The sequence below is a fragment of the Fervidicoccaceae archaeon genome, from assembly GCA_038878695.1.
Taxonomy (GTDB): Archaea; Thermoproteota; Thermoprotei_A; order Sulfolobales; family Fervidicoccaceae; genus JAVZVD01.
Map to the genome: position 1 here is coordinate 401,609 of JAVZVD010000001.1, position 14,758 is coordinate 416,366.

General features: G+C 59.8%; 17 protein-coding genes. 9 read left to right on the plus strand and 8 right to left on the minus strand.

What is annotated here, in order from left to right; translation table 11 throughout:
- Nucleotides 1-24 precede the first annotated feature (24 nt).
- Together QXU97_02285 and QXU97_02290 are read left to right on the plus strand one after the other, a co-directional pair.
- Nucleotides 25-318 carry a hypothetical protein gene (locus QXU97_02285; protein ID MEM4035430.1) on the plus strand — a complete coding sequence of 98 codons (294 nt, stop codon included), beginning with the start codon at nucleotides 25-27 and terminating at the stop codon, nucleotides 316-318.
- Nucleotides 296-1,198: a hypothetical protein gene (locus QXU97_02290; GenBank protein MEM4035431.1), complete on the plus strand. Its 903-nt coding sequence runs from the start codon at nucleotides 296-298 to the stop codon at nucleotides 1,196-1,198. The genes QXU97_02285 and QXU97_02290 overlap by 23 nt, the downstream gene beginning before the upstream one ends.
- 5 nt (nucleotides 1,199-1,203) lie before the next feature.
- Here QXU97_02290 and QXU97_02295 read toward each other — a convergent pair whose 3' ends face one another.
- Together QXU97_02295 and QXU97_02300 are read right to left on the minus strand one after the other, a co-directional pair.
- The gene (locus QXU97_02295; GenBank protein ID MEM4035432.1) at nucleotides 1,204-2,307 is read right to left on the minus strand and encodes a DUF373 family protein; all 1,104 of its coding nucleotides are present in this window, start codon (nucleotides 2,305-2,307) and stop codon (nucleotides 1,204-1,206) included.
- 67 nt (nucleotides 2,308-2,374) lie between these two features.
- Nucleotides 2,375-3,244: a hypothetical protein gene (locus QXU97_02300; protein MEM4035433.1), complete on the minus strand. Its 870-nt coding sequence runs from the start codon at nucleotides 3,242-3,244 to the stop codon at nucleotides 2,375-2,377.
- Nucleotides 3,245-3,325: 81 nt separating this feature from the next.
- Here QXU97_02300 and QXU97_02305 point away from each other — a divergent pair, with 81 nt between their 5' ends.
- Nucleotides 3,326-3,622 carry a hypothetical protein gene (locus QXU97_02305; protein MEM4035434.1) on the plus strand — a complete coding sequence of 99 codons (297 nt, stop codon included), beginning with the start codon at nucleotides 3,326-3,328 and terminating at the stop codon, nucleotides 3,620-3,622.
- Here QXU97_02305 and QXU97_02310 read toward each other — a convergent pair.
- Together QXU97_02310 and QXU97_02315 are read right to left on the minus strand one after the other, a co-directional pair.
- On the minus strand, nucleotides 3,606-4,778 hold the full coding sequence (locus QXU97_02310; GenBank protein ID MEM4035435.1) for an Lrp/AsnC family transcriptional regulator: 1,173 nt from the start codon (nucleotides 4,776-4,778) through the stop codon (nucleotides 3,606-3,608). The two genes, QXU97_02305 and QXU97_02310, sit on opposite strands and share 17 nt — an antisense overlap.
- A 112-nt stretch (nucleotides 4,779-4,890) precedes the next feature.
- Nucleotides 4,891-5,064, minus strand: a complete 174-nt coding sequence (locus tag QXU97_02315) for a hypothetical protein (protein ID MEM4035436.1) — start codon at nucleotides 5,062-5,064, stop codon at nucleotides 4,891-4,893.
- Nucleotides 5,065-5,280: 216 nt separating this feature from the next.
- On the opposite strand from QXU97_02315, the gene QXU97_02320 reads away from it, so the two are divergent.
- Both QXU97_02320 and QXU97_02325 read left to right on the plus strand, forming a co-directional pair.
- Nucleotides 5,281-6,420 (plus strand): DUF763 domain-containing protein, encoded by a 1,140-nt coding sequence (locus tag QXU97_02320; protein MEM4035437.1) that lies wholly within the window; start codon nucleotides 5,281-5,283, stop codon nucleotides 6,418-6,420.
- Between the two features lie 21 nt (nucleotides 6,421-6,441).
- The gene (locus QXU97_02325) at nucleotides 6,442-7,269 is read left to right on the plus strand and encodes a GTPase (protein ID MEM4035438.1); all 828 of its coding nucleotides are present in this window, start codon (nucleotides 6,442-6,444) and stop codon (nucleotides 7,267-7,269) included.
- Here the strand turns inward: QXU97_02325 and QXU97_02330 are convergent.
- The gene (locus QXU97_02330) at nucleotides 7,244-8,380 is read right to left on the minus strand and encodes a zinc metalloprotease HtpX (GenBank protein ID MEM4035439.1); all 1,137 of its coding nucleotides are present in this window, start codon (nucleotides 8,378-8,380) and stop codon (nucleotides 7,244-7,246) included. The genes QXU97_02325 and QXU97_02330 overlap by 26 nt on opposite strands.
- Before the next feature lie 122 nt (nucleotides 8,381-8,502).
- Here QXU97_02330 and QXU97_02335 point away from each other — a divergent pair, with 122 nt between their 5' ends.
- From QXU97_02335 to QXU97_02350, 4 genes are read left to right on the plus strand one after another with little or no spacing between them, the layout of a single operon-like run.
- Nucleotides 8,503-9,093 (plus strand): 2-oxoacid:acceptor oxidoreductase family protein, encoded by a 591-nt coding sequence (locus QXU97_02335; GenBank protein ID MEM4035440.1) that lies wholly within the window; start codon nucleotides 8,503-8,505, stop codon nucleotides 9,091-9,093.
- Complete coding sequence (locus tag QXU97_02340; protein ID MEM4035441.1) at nucleotides 9,090-9,416, plus strand: 4Fe-4S binding protein; 327 nt, start codon at nucleotides 9,090-9,092, stop codon at nucleotides 9,414-9,416. Before QXU97_02335 ends, QXU97_02340 begins: the two co-directional genes overlap by 4 nt.
- A gap of 1 nt (nucleotide 9,417) precedes the next feature.
- The gene (locus tag QXU97_02345) at nucleotides 9,418-10,611 is read left to right on the plus strand and encodes a ferredoxin oxidoreductase (GenBank protein ID MEM4035442.1); all 1,194 of its coding nucleotides are present in this window, start codon (nucleotides 9,418-9,420) and stop codon (nucleotides 10,609-10,611) included.
- Entirely contained in the window at nucleotides 10,611-11,555 is a 945-nt protein-coding gene (locus QXU97_02350) for a thiamine pyrophosphate-dependent enzyme (protein MEM4035443.1), read from the plus strand. Before QXU97_02345 ends, QXU97_02350 begins: the two co-directional genes overlap by 1 nt.
- Here QXU97_02350 and gatB read toward each other — a convergent pair.
- Genes gatB through QXU97_02365 form a run of 3 tightly spaced genes read right to left on the minus strand, consistent with a single transcriptional unit; the run spans nucleotide 11,552 to nucleotide 14,756 of the window.
- Complete coding sequence (gatB, locus tag QXU97_02355) at nucleotides 11,552-13,066, minus strand: Asp-tRNA(Asn)/Glu-tRNA(Gln) amidotransferase subunit GatB (GenBank protein MEM4035444.1); 1,515 nt, start codon at nucleotides 13,064-13,066, stop codon at nucleotides 11,552-11,554. The two genes, QXU97_02350 and gatB, sit on opposite strands and share 4 nt — an antisense overlap.
- Nucleotides 13,018-14,499 carry an amidase family protein gene (locus tag QXU97_02360; GenBank protein MEM4035445.1) on the minus strand — a complete coding sequence of 494 codons (1,482 nt, stop codon included), beginning with the start codon at nucleotides 14,497-14,499 and terminating at the stop codon, nucleotides 13,018-13,020. Before QXU97_02360 ends, gatB begins: the two co-directional genes overlap by 49 nt.
- Complete coding sequence (locus QXU97_02365; protein ID MEM4035446.1) at nucleotides 14,463-14,756, minus strand: hypothetical protein; 294 nt, start codon at nucleotides 14,754-14,756, stop codon at nucleotides 14,463-14,465. Before QXU97_02365 ends, QXU97_02360 begins: the two co-directional genes overlap by 37 nt.
- Nucleotides 14,757-14,758 lie beyond the last annotated feature (2 nt).

Consider the following 14,758-nt stretch of genomic DNA (forward strand, 5'->3'; position numbering starts at 1 on the left):
TTAGGACCGAGGTCGTGATACTTGATGAGACTCGGAACGATCGAGAAGATCTTCAAAGACAAGATCCTCGTCGTGAAGCTGGATCCACGACCTCGGCCTCCACCCATAGGGTCTCCGGTCTTCTTGATCGATTCCACAAGGCTCGGCAAGGTCCTCGACATCGTGGGCCGAGTCGACGATCCGCGAGCCCTCGTGCTCCTCACGACAAAGATCGAGCGGATCCCTCTACAGGGTAGAAGCGTCTTCGTAGAGGCGCGAGGGAGAAAAGAGGAGGAGAGAGGCGGAGGCGATAGAGTTGCTCGCCGCAGAAGACGATGAGGTCTCGTGCGAGGAGGGGCATCTGATCATAGACGAGACGCGTGGAGAGCTAATATGTAGCTCCACGGGCGAGATCGTCTCAAGAGTCGTTGATCTGGGGCCCGAGTGGCGCGAGTTCTCGTCCGAGGACAGAATGGCCAGATCGAGGCAGGGGAGTGCTCGCACGAACTTGGTGCACGACCACGGGCTCTCTAGTATCATAGATTACAGAGACGTAGACCGCCTCGCCCCCACCAAGAGATTCGAGGGTCGCAGGCTCCAGAGACTCCAGATGGCGAGCAGAGTAGCTGGGCACCGGAGACTAGTCAGATCGCTTCAAATCGTCAAGAGGGAAGGCGAGAAGCTCGGCCTCCCTAGGAGAACTCTCGAGACAGCTGGCGTGATGATGAGGAGAATCATCAGCAAGGGGCTCGGCAGAGGAGCCATGCTGAGCGCCTACGTGGCGGCGGCCCTCTACGCATCGAGCAGAGTGACAGGAGTCCCGAGGCCGTTCTATGAGGTGGCGAATAGCATTGGGGTCCCACTCGAGAGGGCCCGCTATGCCTATAAGAGGCTGGTCGAGCTCGAGGGGGGGAAAATCGAGGCCAAGATATACAAGCCGTCGGACTACGTGGCGAAAGTCAGCAGCGTCCTCGGTTTCTCGAGCGAGACCGAGAGGTTGATGTACAGGCTCGCCAGGGCTGCCGAGAAGCTGGGTCTAGTCCACGGGAAGTCGCCGACCGCGGTGGCTGCTGCCGTGGCCTACATAGCCGGTGGGGTGCTCGGCGAGAAGAGAGACCAGAAGACTGTGGCTCGTTCTCTCGGAGGATTCACCGACGTGGCCGTGAGAAACAGATACAGAGAGCTGATCGATAGACTCTACATCGAGGTCTCGCTCTGATTCTCTCATAGCCCCTCGTTGGAGCCCCTCTCGTACTTCCTCACTAGGGTTCTTGCTAATGCCGTCAGCGCTCCCGAGACGCCTATACCCACTAGCATCAGCTCGACGAAGCCCGACTCGAATAGCGCTGATTTAAGGACCCTGGCTTCAATCCCAGGAGTGAGCTGACTCAACGAATTTCCGAGCCTTGAGAACGCCACGGCGAACATCGTGGCCAAGAAAGCTCCAACCACGTCGTGCCAGACCTTCACGTCCCTCTCGACGATCCTACTCACGGCCCTCCCGATGAGGAGCGAGAGGAACGAAGCGCACAAAAGAGGCCCCCCTCCCCCCAGCGCCTCCCCCACGCCGTTCAGCGTAACTCCGTAGGCTCTTACGGAGCTCGCGACAACGTAGACCCCTGTTACGGCGAGAGCCAGAGCTAGCACCACCGAGACGAAGATCACAGGGAACTTGGCCCAATAGCTCTTCAGCTTATCGTCTAGGTTGAAGCCTCGAATTACCATGAATCCTCCGATGAGGATAGCCGCGGCAGCGAGCGCGTAGTTCAGGAGCCCTAGCACCTTCAGGATCGCCACGGTGAGTATCACAGCCCCTGGCAGGCCCAAGAAGACTCTACTGAAGCGGGGCTCGCTCAGGGCCTTTCGGGCGTATCTGGCTAGGAGGACGTACGTCGTCTCGACCCCTCTCCACTGCTCCACGATCACTCGCTTGATCCCAGAGACTCTGATCCTGGATTGGATGACCGGCAGAACCCCCTCATCGTCGGCACCGTCTACAACGACAAAGGCCTCTGTCGCCCCGGTCGATGCCACTAGCTCCTCGACCTCTCTGCCCAGCTTCATGGAGGCTCTCACGAAGTCCGTCGCCTCACCCCCGACGAGCGCGATTTCAGCGTCTACGCTCTCGCTCTTCAGCCTCCTGTACAGCTGAAGGCCAACAAAGAGGGAGTTCAGGTCGCTGTCCTCGGGTCTCACCGAGGCGTACCTCAGAGCTACTTTCTCGACCTCCTGCTCCCCGACTATGGGGGTCGAGAGGCCCAGCTCTCTCCCCACGTCGTTGTCGCGATCCACCACGAGCACGAGGATCTTAGGACTCCCGGCCTCCACGCGCGGGATCTACCGAGGAGTGATTAGCAGAGCTCTCAGGAATTAATTCCTACACGTGGGGAGGCCCTCAAGTAAATTCGTCTTGACCCGAGAAGAGCAGCTTGGCTTCCTCGAATGTGAGCCTCTCGCCGCGAGAGAGCTTCGCCGAGGCCTCCTCGCGCCTCCTCCTGAGGAGCTCCGCTCTCTCGCGCCTGAGAGCCTCCTCGAGCTCGGCCTTCGCTCGCCGCAGCTCGTTGAGCTTGACCGAGATCGCCTCGCTCAGCTCCTCGATCGCCTTCCTGATATCGGAGGCCTCGGACTGCAGCTTCTTTATCCTATTGCTCAGCTCCGAGAGCCTCGACTTTATCTTCGCGGCCTCTTCGTCGGTTCGCGCGGCCGAGGCTCTCAGCCGCTCGAGCTTCTCGAGCTCGAGCGAGAACTCGAGCTTGAGGCTGGCGGCGAGAGCTCGCAGCTCCTCTCCCCTCTTCTCGGCTTCCCTCGCCTTCAACGCTTTCTCGAGCTCTTCCTCGAGCTTGGCTATCTCGCTAATGATCCTCCTCTCTTCCTCCGAGCTCATCGTCGTTGTCTGGAGCTTCCACTCAAGCTCATCGATCCTCCTCCTCGCGACGGAGGCCGGCACTTTCACCTGAGACCTGAGGCTCCTGGCCATCTCTGCCTGAGCCCTCATCTCGGAGCGACAGCTCTCGATCCTCTTCCTAAGCTCTCTCAGCCTGCCCGAGACCTGCTTGATCTCCTCCCCAATTCTCTTCTTGGCATCTCCCAGATTCCTGAGCTCAGATATGAGGGCCCTCCTTTCGGCGGCCGACGCCCTCGTCTGCGCTCTAATCGTGGCCAGAGCTTCGACGAGCTCGCGCCTTCTCCCGCTCAACTCATCGAGCTCCGCTCTGAGGGCCTCTATCCTCTTTCTGAGGCTCTCGACTCTCTCTCCCCCGCTCATTCCCCGATCCTCGTCAAAAGGCCTCGAGAGGCTGCCGCCTCTCCCCTTAAAAGCTCTCCGCGAGGCCTAGAGCATCACGCGGTGAAATTCTTGGCCCGGGGAGCGCGAGTGACTAGGACCATACTGAGCGTGCTAAGAGAGCTGGGCCCCTCGAGTCCGAGCGACGTCGTGGTCAGAGCGGGGCTCCCCAGGTATCTCGTGCTGGCGGCCTTCCAAGTCCTCGAGGAGCTGGGACTCGTCAGGAGGATCTACGATAAGGGCTCGCACAAGGTATACGTGGTGAGCGAAGAGGGCGCGAAACTCCTCGAGGGCAGCGAGAAGAGCGCGAGCGAGCCCGTCGCGCTCGGAGCCGCCGAGGCGGCTACAGGAGAGACCTGAGCTTAGCCTTCATGAACTCTATCATCGATGCGTTGAGATCCCACCCTCTAGCGTGCTGACTGAAGGAGAGGAAGGGCACGGTGTAGCTCTCTATGGAGGAGTTATCGAGGACGTAGAAGCTCAGCTCGACGCCTAGCCGCCGAGCGTTCGCGTTTATGATCTCAAGGCTCTTCGCTAGATTATCTGGCCTGAGCGCCAGCAGGAAGATCACGCGATCCGAGTCAGAGATGGAGCCAACGGAGAACTCAAAGGCCCTCCTCAACGCGAGTAGAAGCAGCCTGCAGGATCCGAGATCGCCGCGCCCTAGCGCTAGTACACAGATCAAGTCGTCCGTAGCGACGGATCGCGCTATGCTCACGCCCGTGAAAAATCTCGCGGCGTGCCCTTCTAGGTGCTTCATTAGCCTCTGCCTCGATACTCCGAGCCTCTTCGCTAGAGCCGAGGGCTTCGTGAGAGCGTCGGCGTGGTACGCGGCCGCTATCAACAGGTCTAAGAGATCGACCCTAACAGGCCACGCTCCGAGCTCAGCGCCGAGGCTCGAGATAGACGCGCCCGGCGAGTCCCGGAAATCGAATTCGAAGACCTTCCCCCAATCCGTCTTGGCGAAGTCTCTGGTGAGCGTATCGGGCGAGGGCCTGTTGCGCAGAGTCTCTATTAAGACGAGGGACTCCTCGACGGGGAAGCGCGAGCTCACCTCATCCACGATGCTCTCTATCGCATTCAAGTCCATGGGCACGTAGAACATCATGAAGCCTCTTCTCTCGCCGATAAGCGAATTAGCCTTCCATCTCAGGGTCCACTTGAGAACCTCGTTGAAACCTCTGACGCGGAGCTCGGGGTCGGGCTCCACGGGTTTCTTGAGAGAAACGAAGAGCGTCGTGAGGCCCATCGCGGTCTCGTTGATATCCGCCCTGAACCTGAATCCCATGCCCAACAATCTTCTCAGCCTCGATTTGACTACTTCCGTCGGATAGCCCGCTCTCTCCGCTAGAGAGCTGAGGCGAATTGGGGGCCTCGAGCTCAAGAGGGCCTCGAACGTGGCTCTGTAATCGTCTCTGGCTAGTACGCGGAGAGCCCACTGGAGCGGAGGCCTTCGCTCTTCCCCTTTCTTAGCGTTAGCGCCTCGGCCGAGAGGGCGAAGAAAGGCCTTGTCCACGCTCGCGACCCGCTAGAAAGCACGTAGAAGAAGTATATAAGTTCAAGTAATCAACCCAGTACGAATGATTTCAAAAATCCGGGGCGCGCTTCTACGATCGCGGCGCGACCTCTCACCAACCAATGTCGTTGACTTTCCAGTTCATGGGCTTCAGCACCTCCAGATCGGTTTTCTCTATAAGTTCCAAGTCGTCCAACGCCAGCATCAGCGCGGGCAATCCACGAACGTCTACCCCCCTCTTGAGGGGGAGAGGCCCGTCGTGCCTCACCGCGACGCTTTTGGACAAGATTCTCTCCAGTAAGAGAAATACTTTTCTATATTTTTGTTATTTATTTACATGCGCCTCGAGAGATATCATGGTAATACGCAATCTTAATAGAAAAATTATAAATAAGACATCTCTCAAGCCTTCCTCTCGTGGCAGAAAATAAATCTTCTCCGGCTCAATATAAAGACGGGCTTGTGGCAGAGGAGACCTCGTCGACTAGAAGGTACGAGACTCATGGTTAGGGTAGCCGAACTCCCCCTACATGGAGGAAAAGTGCCTATTTGGATGCTGAGATACATGGAGAGGCTCGGAGCCTCCGTGATCTCAGCCTTCGTTGAGCTCAGGGGACCAGATGCCCTTCTCTCGGCCCTCTCCGACCCGGCTTGGCTTCAGGCCTACGCGGCGGTCATCGGCATGGACTGGGATAGCAGCGGGGCCACGGTCGTCGCGCTCTGGACCCTGAAGAAGGCCTCGCTCGAGAGACCCGAGCTCGGCTTCCTGGTCTTGGGGGGGAAGGGGAGAGCCATGCTCGAGATCCCGGAGGAGGCCGGGCTCGCCGAGACGAGACTCGGGCTCGACGCGGAGCTCTTGAGAAGGCGGAGCAAGCTGGCCGCGAGGCTCGACGGCGTATTCCTTCAGGACGGCTACGAGCTCTACGTCCACTCGCTGATCGTGTCGGAGAGCGGCAAGACCGTCGCGGTCCAACAGGGCATGAGCCCCGAGGAGGGACTCGCGAGGCGCTACCACATCGATAAGTTCGAAGTCGAAGAACCTCACTCAGGCGTGGCTGGGGCTCCTAAGAGCGAGGTCCTCGACGCGACGGCCTCCGAGAGCTCCGAGGCCAGAAGAACTTACCTCGACGTGATCGCGGAGGGCCCCCGTAGATTCTCGAGGCTCTTGGCCGAGGCGACGGCTTCCCTGAGAGGTCAAGCCACTTTGATTAGAGCCCCTCGCTCGACTTCGAGCGACGTCGCGCCCATCGGCGAGAGGATCCCAGAGGTCTACAGACCTACCAAGCCGTCCAAGAGGCTCGAGGAGGCGGTGAAGAGGCTAGCCGAGGTCAGGCCGAGGACCGATCTCGAGCTGGCGCTCGCCCCGGGGCTGGGCCCCGCCCTTCTGAGGGCTCTGGCCCTCATATCTCACCTGATCTACAGAGTCCCCACGAGCACGAGAGATCCCGTGACGCATCTGCTCAGCCCCTACGTCTACGGGTACGCCGTGGGCGGCAAAGACGGGGTGCCCTACCGCTTCAGGCCCAAGCTCGCCGAGGCAGTGGCGGCTACCCTGGAGGATGCAGTCGATAGGGCCAAGCTCGGCGACGCGGAGAAGCTCAAGGCCTTAGCCAGGCTCAGGAGACTCGTCGAGCGACTTTAAGCTCGATCTCTGGGTTGAGCCGTGAGCTCGGAGATAGATCTGGTCAAGTGGAGAGAGCTTAGAGAGAAGCTGGCGGCGAGCGACGTCGTCTTAGTGCTCGTCGAGGCGAGGAACCCCCTCGGCACGTTCAGCGAGAGGCTGTGGAGAGAGGTCGAGGAGGCCGGGAAGAAAGCGGTCCTCCTCCTCAATAAATCGGATCTCGTCCCGCCTCGAATAGCTATCGAGTGGTCAAGCTATTTGGAGTCCAAATTGAACTCACCGACTCTGCCTATCTCGGCAACCAAGAGACTGGGGACGTTGAGGCTGAGGAAGCTCCTCAGGAGGCTTTTGAGGGAGTCGGGACGCGAGAAACTCTACTGCCTCGTTGCGGGCGTGCCCAAGGTGGGCAAATCCTCAGTCATCAACGTATTGAAGGGGAGGAGCTCCGCTCCTACTAGCCTATACCCGGGCTCCCCCGGTTACACCAAGTCCTACACTTTCTACAGAGTCGAGTCCAGGATCTACATCTTAGATGCGCCGGGGGTGGTCCCCGACGTGCCAGACCCCCTCGAGAGGCTCCTGAGGCTCCACAAGCCCGAGAAGCTCCCCGACCCCGTCGGAGCGGCCGTGGCCGTTCTCGAAAGGGTAGCGCGAGGATTCAAAAAAGACCTCGAGGCAAAGTACCGCGCTCCCTACGTCGAACCCTACAGCTTCCTGTCTGAGCTCGCTAGGAGAAGGGGCTGGCTGGAGAAGAAGACGGGAGAGCCTCTAATAGAGCAGGCCGCTCTGGTCGTGGTGCGCGACTACCTCGGCGGCGAGATAAAGTTTTACGTTGAGCCGCCGATCAGAGCGCGCGAGCCTCGAGACTGACCCGCAGATTCTCGAGGAACCTGAGCCTCTTGGAGATCGGCGGGTGCGTGCTGAAGAGCTCCGAGAGCCCTCCCTCCCTCCTTCTCATTAGCTCTTCGACCAGTCTATCTATGTCGCCGAAGTAAGCCCTGGGTCTCCTGGATTTCCTCCTGCCCCAGAACTCGTCGTAGGCGGGAGCGCCATAAGCCCAAATCAGATAATTAACGATAAAGAGCATCGCGGCGGTCTTATTGGCGCTCTCCGAGAGCTCGGGAGCCTCTTTATAGGCTACGTATAGCCTCGCTAGAGCCCTCTGCAGGAGTCTCGGGGCGCCTGTGAGTTTGCCGCTGAACGCGTCGGCGTAGTATTCGCGCAGCCTGCTGAAGTGCGTCACCAGGAAGTGGAAGAGGAAGCCCGCCGTGACTAGGAGGAGGCCCGCTCCAACGTAGTAGAGAGTTGCGTTGCCCCCGCTCTTTCTGCTGTTCGACCCAACGAGCCAGCCCCACATTAGGAGGCTTCTGCCGATGTAGTACATGGCTGCCGGCAACAGGCTGAGCGCTAGTATGGCCGCGACGTCTCTGTGCTTGAGGTGGCCCAGCTCGTGGCCCAGCACGGCCTCGACCTCCTCGGGGGGCAGGAGCTCGAGCAGTCCTCTCGTCACAGCCACGTAATTGCCGAAGAGAGGACTCCCGTAGGCGAAGGCGTTGGGAGCATCCACCTCGGCGATTCTAAGCTGCGGGGCCCTCTTGAGCCCGGCTCTCCTGGCCAAGGGCTCGAGCCTCGCGACCAGCCACTCCTCAGCTAACGAGGGAGGCCTAGTTCTGTAGGCGGCGTTTATGATGGCTGGAGCAAAGAGCCACTGGAGCGCCATAAAAAGCGCTACGAAGAGCACTCCACCGTAGAGTATACCGGGCCCTGCCCCGAGGAGTTGAGCGGCAAGCAGCAGGACGCCGAGCGACCCCAGAAAGGCCGCTCCGGCGGTCGCGATCATCGACAACCTAAGGCCCAGCAGGCTCCTTGGCTCGGGGCCTATTAGTCTGCCGCCGAGCAGCGAGACGAGCCCAATCGCTAGAGCCAGAGCTAGGCCGGCGAAGATCGCTTCGAGGATCAACGCCTGAAATATCATGACCATTACCTGCTAGCGACTTAGCGATCCAGATTATAATCCTTGCCGATTTGAGGCTACGAGCGTAATAGCGTCAGGCTCTCGTTTTTAAATCCCGAAGAAACCTCGCAAAGCGGTGCTTCTCTGTAGTGCTCAGCGCGACGCGTAGAGTCGTCGAGGGCGTGTGGTTAGGGAGAGCCGGGCAGGGAGCCGTCCTGGCCTCATATATACTGGCCGAAGCGGCCGTGCTCGAGGGAAAGCCGGCCATAGGGATGCCGGAATTCGGCGCCGAGAGAAGAGGAGCCCCCGTCAGGGCGTTCAATAGAATAGTTGCCCGCCCTCTCCCAGGAGACGCCAATATACTACCTAGGACTCCGATAAGCTTAGCAGACTTTCTCGTCGTCATGGACCCTCACCTCGTCTCAGCTCGTCATCTCGTGCCCTCCCTAAGAGAGGGAGCAGTCGTGGTGGTCAACACGAGCAGGACGCCCCAGGAGACCTCGCGCCTCCTCGGAGTCGAGGGGGTAAGGGTTTTTGTTGTCAACGCCACCGAGATGGCCCTCAGGCACGTGGGCAGGGCTGTGGTCAATACGACGCTTCTCGGCTCTCTCGCGAAGGCGACCGAGGTAGTAGGGCTCGAGAGCCTCAAGCTGGCCTTAGCTAGGAGATTCGGTGGGCCTCTTCTCGAGAAGAACACCAGAGCTCTCGAGGCGGGCTATCGAGAGGTGGAGGGCGCGTGACTTCGACGACCCTGGCCCCCCGGTGGCACGAGATGCCGCCGGGAGCTGTCGTGCGCGAGCTCGGCAACTCGGCCTCAATCGATAGGAGCGATTGGAGGCTGGAGAGGCCGGTGAGGGATCAAGAGAAGTGCATACGGTGCAGGCTCTGCTGGATCTATTGCCCCGACGGGGCGGTGCTCGAGCTCGACAAGCCCTACATCAATAGAAATGGCAGGAGATACGAGGTGACTTACGAGTTCGACTATAGGCTGTGCAAGGGCTGCGGCATCTGCGCCGAGGAGTGCACGGTCAAGGCGATCACCATGGTCCCGGAGGCGCTGTAGAGTGACGCTCGCCTCCACGAGAGTGAAGGTGGCCACGGCCAACGAGGCCGCGGCCGAGGCGGTGAAGGACGTCGACGTGGACGTCGTGGCGATCTACCCGATAACACCGCAGACTACAGTGGTTGAGAAGATAGCGGAATTCGTCGCTAACGGGGATTTAGATGCTGAGCTGATCTACGTCGAGAGCGAGCACAGCGCGATGAGCGCGCTCATCGGGGCCTCGGCCTGCGGAGCCAGAGCCTTCACCTCGACGAGTAGCCAGGGCCTCATCTACATGCACGAGGTGCTCCACATAGCCAGCGGGATGAGGCTGCCCCTAGTCATGTGCGTCGCCATGAGAGCCCTCTCCGCTCCTATCAGCATATGGAATGACCACTCCGACCTCATGAGCGTCAGGGACTCCGGTTGGGTCATCTATGTGGCCTCATCGGCTCAAGAGGTGTACGACACCACGGTAATGGCGTACAGATTGGCCGAAGATCCGGAGGTCCTGCTCCCCGTCATGGTGGCCTACGATGGCTTCATAGCGAGCCACACAGCAGAGCCCTTCGAGCCAGCGGGACGCGAGAGAGCCCTCGAGCTCTCGCCCAAGAGGCGGACGTGGAGCAGGCTCGACCCCGACAGTCCCATCACGATGGGGACGATAACGTCGCCGGAATACTACTACGAGTTCAAGTACCAGCAGGTGGTAGCCATGGAGAAGGCTCTCGAGAAGGCCCGAGAGCTCGAGCGTGCCGCGCAGCGGGTGCTGGGCAGGAGCTACGGTCTCATCGAGACGTATAAGATCGAGGACGCAGACGTGGCTCTGCTCGTGATGGGGTCCTATTGGGACAACGCCAGGCTGGCCGTGGACGAGGCTCGGAGGAGGGGGACGAGGGCCGGCGCCCTCAGGCTCAGACTCTATAGGCCCTTCCCGCTGGAGGAGCTCGAGCGGGCGCTGAGGGGGGTCTCCGTCCTCGGGGTGGTCGACAGGGCAATCAGCTACGGGGCCAGGCCAAGTGGCCCGATCGCTCTGGAGATAGCAGCGTCGATCGGGAGGAGGCTGGACCTCTCTCTCGTTAGCATCGTGGCCGGGCTGGGGCAGAGGACCGTCACCGTGGAGGACCTCACCGAGCTCGCGGTCTCTCTCGAGAACGCCCGAGGAGCGAGGGACGCTCATCTAGTCACGCGGTTCTATGGGGTGAGAGGCCTTTGATGAAGGTCCCTGAGAGCGTGAGAGATATACCTAGAGAAGAGCTATTCGTTGGGGGGCACGGCCTCTGCGCAGGCTGTGTGGCTGGCACCATAGCGCGACATCTCGTCAAAATGGCTGGGCCTAATACTATCGTGGTCTCCTCGACGAGCTGCGTCGAGGTCTCGACAGCCTTCTATCCCTACACTTCGTGGAGGGTGCCGTGGATTCATGTGGCATTCGAGAACGCGGCGGCCGTGGCCTCCGGGATAGAGTCCGCCCTCAAAGTTCTCGCCAGGAAGGGAGCTATAGACCCTAGCAGGAGGATCAACGTCGTCGTCTACGCCGGCGATGGGGGAACGTTCGACATAGGTCTGCAGGCTCTCAGCGGGATGCTCGAGAGAGGGCACAAAGTCACGTACGTAGTTTACGACAATGAGGCCTACATGAACACGGGGATTCAGCGAAGCGGCGCTACTCCACCCATGGCGTGGACCTCGACGACACCTGTCGGCTCTAAGGTGCGAGGAAAGGAGGGGAGGAAGAAGGACATAGTGGCCATAGCGCTAGCTCACGGAATACCTTATGCCGCTACGGCTAATCCGGCGTACCCTCTCGACATGGACGCGAAGTTCGTGCGCGGGCTTTCGGCCCCCGGCCCCTCGCTAGTTCACGTTCTGATGCCGTGCACAACGGGCTGGAGGTTCGAGCCGAGGATCGGGATAAAGTTGGCGAGACTGGCGGTAGAGACGGGCATGTGGATAAACTATGAGGTGGTAGAGGGGAGGCTCAGAGTCACCACCAAGGTTCCCAAGAGGAAGCCCGTCGAGGAGTATTTGAGGCTGCAGGGAAGGTTCTCGCATCTGACTCCCGAAGAGATACGCGAGATACAGAACACGGTAGATCGGGAGGTGGATAGAATCAACGCATTAGCCGGGGAGATCGCCATAGGGCCCGTGGCGCGCTAGCTCGCTCCGGGCCCCTCCTCTTCGAGCTCGGCGCGAGCTCGCTCCAGCATCTCTTCAACAATCGCTCGGAGCACTCTGGGATCCGCTCTCTTGCCCGTCCTCTCCATCGCCTTTCCTATCAGATGCTGGATCGCGCGCTTATTCCTCAAGGCGTCTCTCACGGCTTTCTCGTTCTCGGCGAAGACCTGTCGAACCACAGATCTCAGCTCCTCGACGTCACGAACGACGCGCCACCCCCTTTCTGTCACCACGGCCTCGGGGTCTCGGCCGGATAGGAGGTCTGGTATGATCTCCTTGGCCATCTTTATCGTAATGAGGCCCTCGCTCAACATCTTGATCACCTTGGCGGCGACGTCGGGGGGAACGAGCTTCCACAGCTTTTCGGGGCTCTCCTCGGGAACCCAGCCCAAGAGATCATTGACTATATACGAGGCAACGAGGTCCCCCTTGACGCCGCTCAGCTCAACTACACGCTCGTAGTACGAGGAGAGGGCGCGCCTGGAGACGAGCACGTTCGCGAGATAGGGGCTGAGGCCGTGCTCCTCCACGAGGCGCCTGAGCTTGGCGTCGGGCAGCTCTGGCATTTCTCTCCTCAGCTTCTCCAGCAGCTCCCGCGTGATCTTCAGCGGAGGCAGGTTGGGGTCCGGCATGTACCTGTAGTCCTCTTCGACCTCTTTCCTCCTCAGAGGAAACGTGACTCTCCTGATCGGGTCCCAGTGCCTAGTCTCTCTCCTAATCGGGATGTTCTTCCTCAACGCGTCGAGCTGTCTTTCTCTCTCGTACCTAATAGCCTGGATTATGTCACTGATGCTGTTCAGATTCTTTATCTCGACCCTCTCGCCTCCATCGACGCTTATGTTTACGTCTACGCGCAGCGCGCCCTCGAGCGAGAAATCTGTCACGTTAAGGTGTTCGAGCACGCTTCTGACCTTCTTAAGGAAGGCCTCGACCTCGACCTCGCTCGAGAAGTCCGGTTCTGTGACTATCTCGAGAAGGGGCACGCCGCTCCGGTTGAAGTCGACGAGCACGTAGGGGCTCGTTAGCGCGGAGCCCGTCGGGTGAACGAGTCTGGCCGGGTCCTCCTCGATGTTGAGCCTCCTCAGCCTGAAGACTCTCTTGACCCCGCCGACCTCTACTTCTATTCTTCCTCCGCGCGCTAGGCTCATCACGCCCTTTCCGTCATACTGCGTTATCTGATAGCTCTTGGGGAGATCCGGGTAGAAGTAGTGCTTCCTCGCCCACGAGAGAACGGGCGAGATCTCCATGTTGAAGGCGAGAGCGACCATCAGCGCTTTCTCTACGACGGCTCGATTCGGCTTAGGTAGAGCTCCTGGCATGCCTAGGCAGACGGGGCATACATTCGTGTTGGGGGGCTTGCCTCTGTAGTCGGCGCTGCAGCTACAGAACAGTTTAGTCTTTACGCTGGTCACTTGAAAGTGCATCTCGAGCCCCAAAATAGTCCTCACTGGGACCACCTCTTGGCTGACTTGTACACGAGCTCCGTGAGGCACTTGGCGATCTCTAGGAGTCTCGGGTCGCTCAGCCTGGGGCCGATTAATTGCATCGAGATAGGAGCTCCGCGACTCAAACCGATGGGGAAAGAAATCGCCGGTAGCCCGCTGAGGTTAGCTACGACGAGGGGGGCGTCGACGGCATTCAGCTTCGAGAGGTCGGTGACGTCGAAGTCTAGCGGCAGGGGCCTGACGGGAGACCCCGGGGAGACTATCGCGTCGTATCTCGCCAATATCTCCGCGATCTTGCGAGCTAGGAGAGATCTAGCTCTGAGAGCCCTCGAGAAATACATATCGTAGTAGCCCTTGCTCAGGACGAAGGCCCCCAATATTATTCTCCTTCTAACTTCCCATCCGAAGAGCGCCCGAGTTCTCGAGTACACTTTGTCCCACGATGAGCCTTCCAGAGGCACGACCCTCTTGCCGAATAAGACCCCGGTATACCTGGCGAGGTTGCTGCTGGCCTCCGAGAAAGCAATGACGTAATAGATCTGTGGAGCCTTTAGGACGAGCGGGCACTCCACCACGTCTATCTTCACGCCCTCGGAGGAGAGCTCGTCTAGAGCTTTCCAGAATCCTCTGATCACGTCCTCGTCGGCCTGAGGGTGCTCGACCAGCTCGCGTATCACAGCGAGTCTGAGCCCTTCCAGGGCATCGGGAGACGGCTCAGAGAAAGCGACCTTGAGGAACTCAGCTTTAAGATCGGCGTCGAGAGACGTAGCGTCCCTCGAGTCTCGACCGGCGATGACGGACATAAGCAGTGCCAGGTCCTTCGCGTTGGCAGCCATAGGTCCTATCTGCTCCAGACTCTCGCCGTACGACACTAGACCGTACCTGCTGACGAGCCCGAAAGTGGGCTTCAGCCCGAAGGTTAAGGTCCACGCGGCGGGGAGCCTTATGCTACCGCCCGTATCGCTACCCAGAGCCACAGGCACCATGCCGGACGCGACTGCCGCAGCGCTACCGGAGCTGCTGCCGCCGGGAGACAGCGAGAGATCGAGCGGGTTCCTAGTGGGCCCAAAAGCGCTCGTAGTACCCAGAGCCCCCATGGCGAACTCGTCCATGTTGGTTTTGCCGATGACGATGGCGCCGGAGGCCTTCAATCTCTTCGTGACAGTGGCATCATATGATGGCACGAAGTCCTCGAGGACTCGGCTGGCGCAGGTGGTCCTGAGCCCCATCGTGGCTATGTTGTCTTTAAGGGCTATCGGGACCCCAAGTAGAGGTCCGCGAACGCGCGGTGGATCCTCCAACGCGCTCCCATCGATCGTTATGAAGGCGTTGATCTGGGGGTCTAGTCTCTTTATATTCGCGAGAGACCTCTCGAGGAGAGCCAGAGGATCCGCCGAACCTCTCTCGGCCTCACTAACGAAATCTACTACTCTCTCGTAAAGGGTCAGTCTTCGATCACCACCTTTGGGGCCTTGACGAATCCGGCCTCCACCTCGGCGTTGCGCAGAGGCTCTAGAAGCTCCTCGCGCTCAGGCTCGTCGTCTCTCAGCTCGCCAGAGCCACCTACGTAGAGGAGCTCCGACGAATCTGACACATCGATGGAGAGGACGTCGTTTATGTAGCTTATCAAAATCTCCAATTCGCTTAGCAGTCTCTCGACTTCCCTCGGCTCGAGCTCTACGAGAGTTAGCCTCGAGAGATACTCCACCAACTCGCGAGAGAGGACCCGATCCGTCACGA

What these genes read in the sequence shown, in the direction of transcription:
- QXU97_02285 (MEM4035430.1), top strand. Translation starts at nt 25, where the DNA reads ATGAGACTCGGAACGATCGAGAAGATCTTCAAAGACAAGATCCTCGTC.
- QXU97_02300 (MEM4035433.1), bottom strand. Translation starts at nt 3,244, where the DNA reads ATGAGCGGGGGAGAGAGAGTCGAGAGCCTCAGAAAGAGGATAGAGGCC.
- QXU97_02320 (MEM4035437.1), top strand. Translation starts at nt 5,281, where the DNA reads ATGGTTAGGGTAGCCGAACTCCCCCTACATGGAGGAAAAGTGCCTATT.
- QXU97_02330 (MEM4035439.1), bottom strand. Translation starts at nt 8,380, where the DNA reads ATGGTCATGATATTTCAGGCGTTGATCCTCGAAGCGATCTTCGCCGGC.
- QXU97_02350 (MEM4035443.1), top strand. Translation starts at nt 10,611, where the DNA reads ATGAAGGTCCCTGAGAGCGTGAGAGATATACCTAGAGAAGAGCTATTC.